This is a genomic window from Pontibacterium sp., from assembly GCF_041587635.1.
In the GTDB taxonomy this organism is placed as follows: Bacteria; Pseudomonadota; Gammaproteobacteria; order Pseudomonadales; family Balneatricaceae; genus Pontibacterium.
In genome coordinates this window covers 1-1635 of record NZ_JBFGYC010000709.1, presented here as the reverse complement: position 1 = coordinate 1635, position 1635 = coordinate 1, and the positions used below count along the sequence as shown (strand labels likewise).

The window sequence follows — 1635 nt, the reverse complement described above, 5'->3', positions numbered from 1 at the left end:
GGTCAACCAACAGGATTCCATCATCTTTGACTAAAAATACCGAACGGTGACGATCATCCACAAACCGATAGAGGTCGCCGTTGATCTTTTCAATGCTGTAATCCGCAATTGCAAACGAACTACACAGACACATCAGCAAGACAATAAGATGGCAATACAGACGGGTAAACATGGCGACACTCCCAATTTAACAAAGCTCATACATTGCTAATAAGGGAATGATAGCTTGAATACAGATTGAAGATCGGAGGATGGGCCTGTAGCGGCTTATCTAGGATACAACTGCTGAATTTTGCAGGTTCTTAAAATACATTATGTTCAAAGATCGACTGAACACTTGCGTGTGTCTTCACATCGGGTTGCAATCAAATACAAACCACTCATTCTTCGATGCCTGGCAAGGCTATAAGGCAGTGTATGCTCAGCCGCGAGATCACGACTGATACGCATGACACAGATCACCCTGCTCTTCCTGACATAATTGTTTCAATACGTCATTCAGCATTGGCGAATAAGAAACCCTGTTCTAACCGGCATATGCATGTACTGCGGTAAACGCTAGCACGAGCACCGCAATAACCTGAATTAGCTTAAGATCCGTAGATACTTTCATCACTGCGCCTCCGATTTATATGCAGTTAGCTGGCCCGATTGTAGTCGTCCAGGCTCTGACTGCGTGCTTGAGTATAGTCAATAATCGGCAGAGGCCGACCCACATCGGCCCCAACCATAGGATCAAAACGTTGGGCACCTGACAGCGAAGCCAACTCCGGTATCCAGCGTGCAACATATTCACCTTGAGCATCAAACCGTTCTGCCTGACGCACAGGACTGAAAATTCTGAAATACGGCGCGGCATCAGCCCCCACAGAGGCACTCCACTGCCAGCCGCCCAAATTGGAGGCAAAATCACCGTCGATAAGGTGCTGCATAAAAAAGCGGGCCCCTTTGCGCCAATCCTGTCGCAAAAGTTTGGTCAAAAAGGATGCCGTCACCATACGCAGTCGGTTGTGCATCCAACCGGTGGCAAGTAGTTGTTTCATACCGGCATCGACCAACGCAAAGCCAGTTTCACCCCGGCACCATGCATCAAATAGCCGATCATCTGAAGACCACGTTAATCGACTTTCCACATCCGGTTTAAACGGCAACAACCGGTTCATCTCCGGAAAATCCACCAGCAGATGGCGATAGAACTCTCTCCAGATCAGCTCAGACGTCCAGTGATTGTCCAACCACTCAGGATCTCCCGAATTCGCGCTTAAGCCTGCCAGACACTGACGCGACGATATGGCCCCTACGGTAAGATAAGGAGATAACGCAGAGGTTGCGGCTAACGCTGGATAATCACGTTTTAACTTGTAATCAGCTGCTTTAGTTTCCGCAAATATAGCTAAACGCTGATGGGCCTCTTCAGATCCTGCAGGCCAAAGATGAGCATGCCAGATACTCTGCACAGGTGCGTCATACACCAACGAGTCAGGCACAGGATCAGACTGCACATTACACGGCGGTTGAGGCGCGGGCATGGGCAAAGGCTCTGGCCACTCATCGGTGAACCGGACACGCCACGCCTTGCTGAACGGCGTAAACACTTTGAATGGCTGTCCCTGTTTGTTCCGCACGCTACCCGGG

1 protein-coding gene is annotated in these 1635 nt (G+C 49.6%); it reads right to left on the bottom strand.

Annotated features, from left to right (window positions below):
* Positions 1 to 638: 638 nt before the first annotated feature.
* Positions 639 to 1635 (bottom strand): deoxyribodipyrimidine photo-lyase (locus ABYW01_RS21010; protein WP_372836516.1); only part of this gene is annotated, 997 nt, incomplete at its 5' end.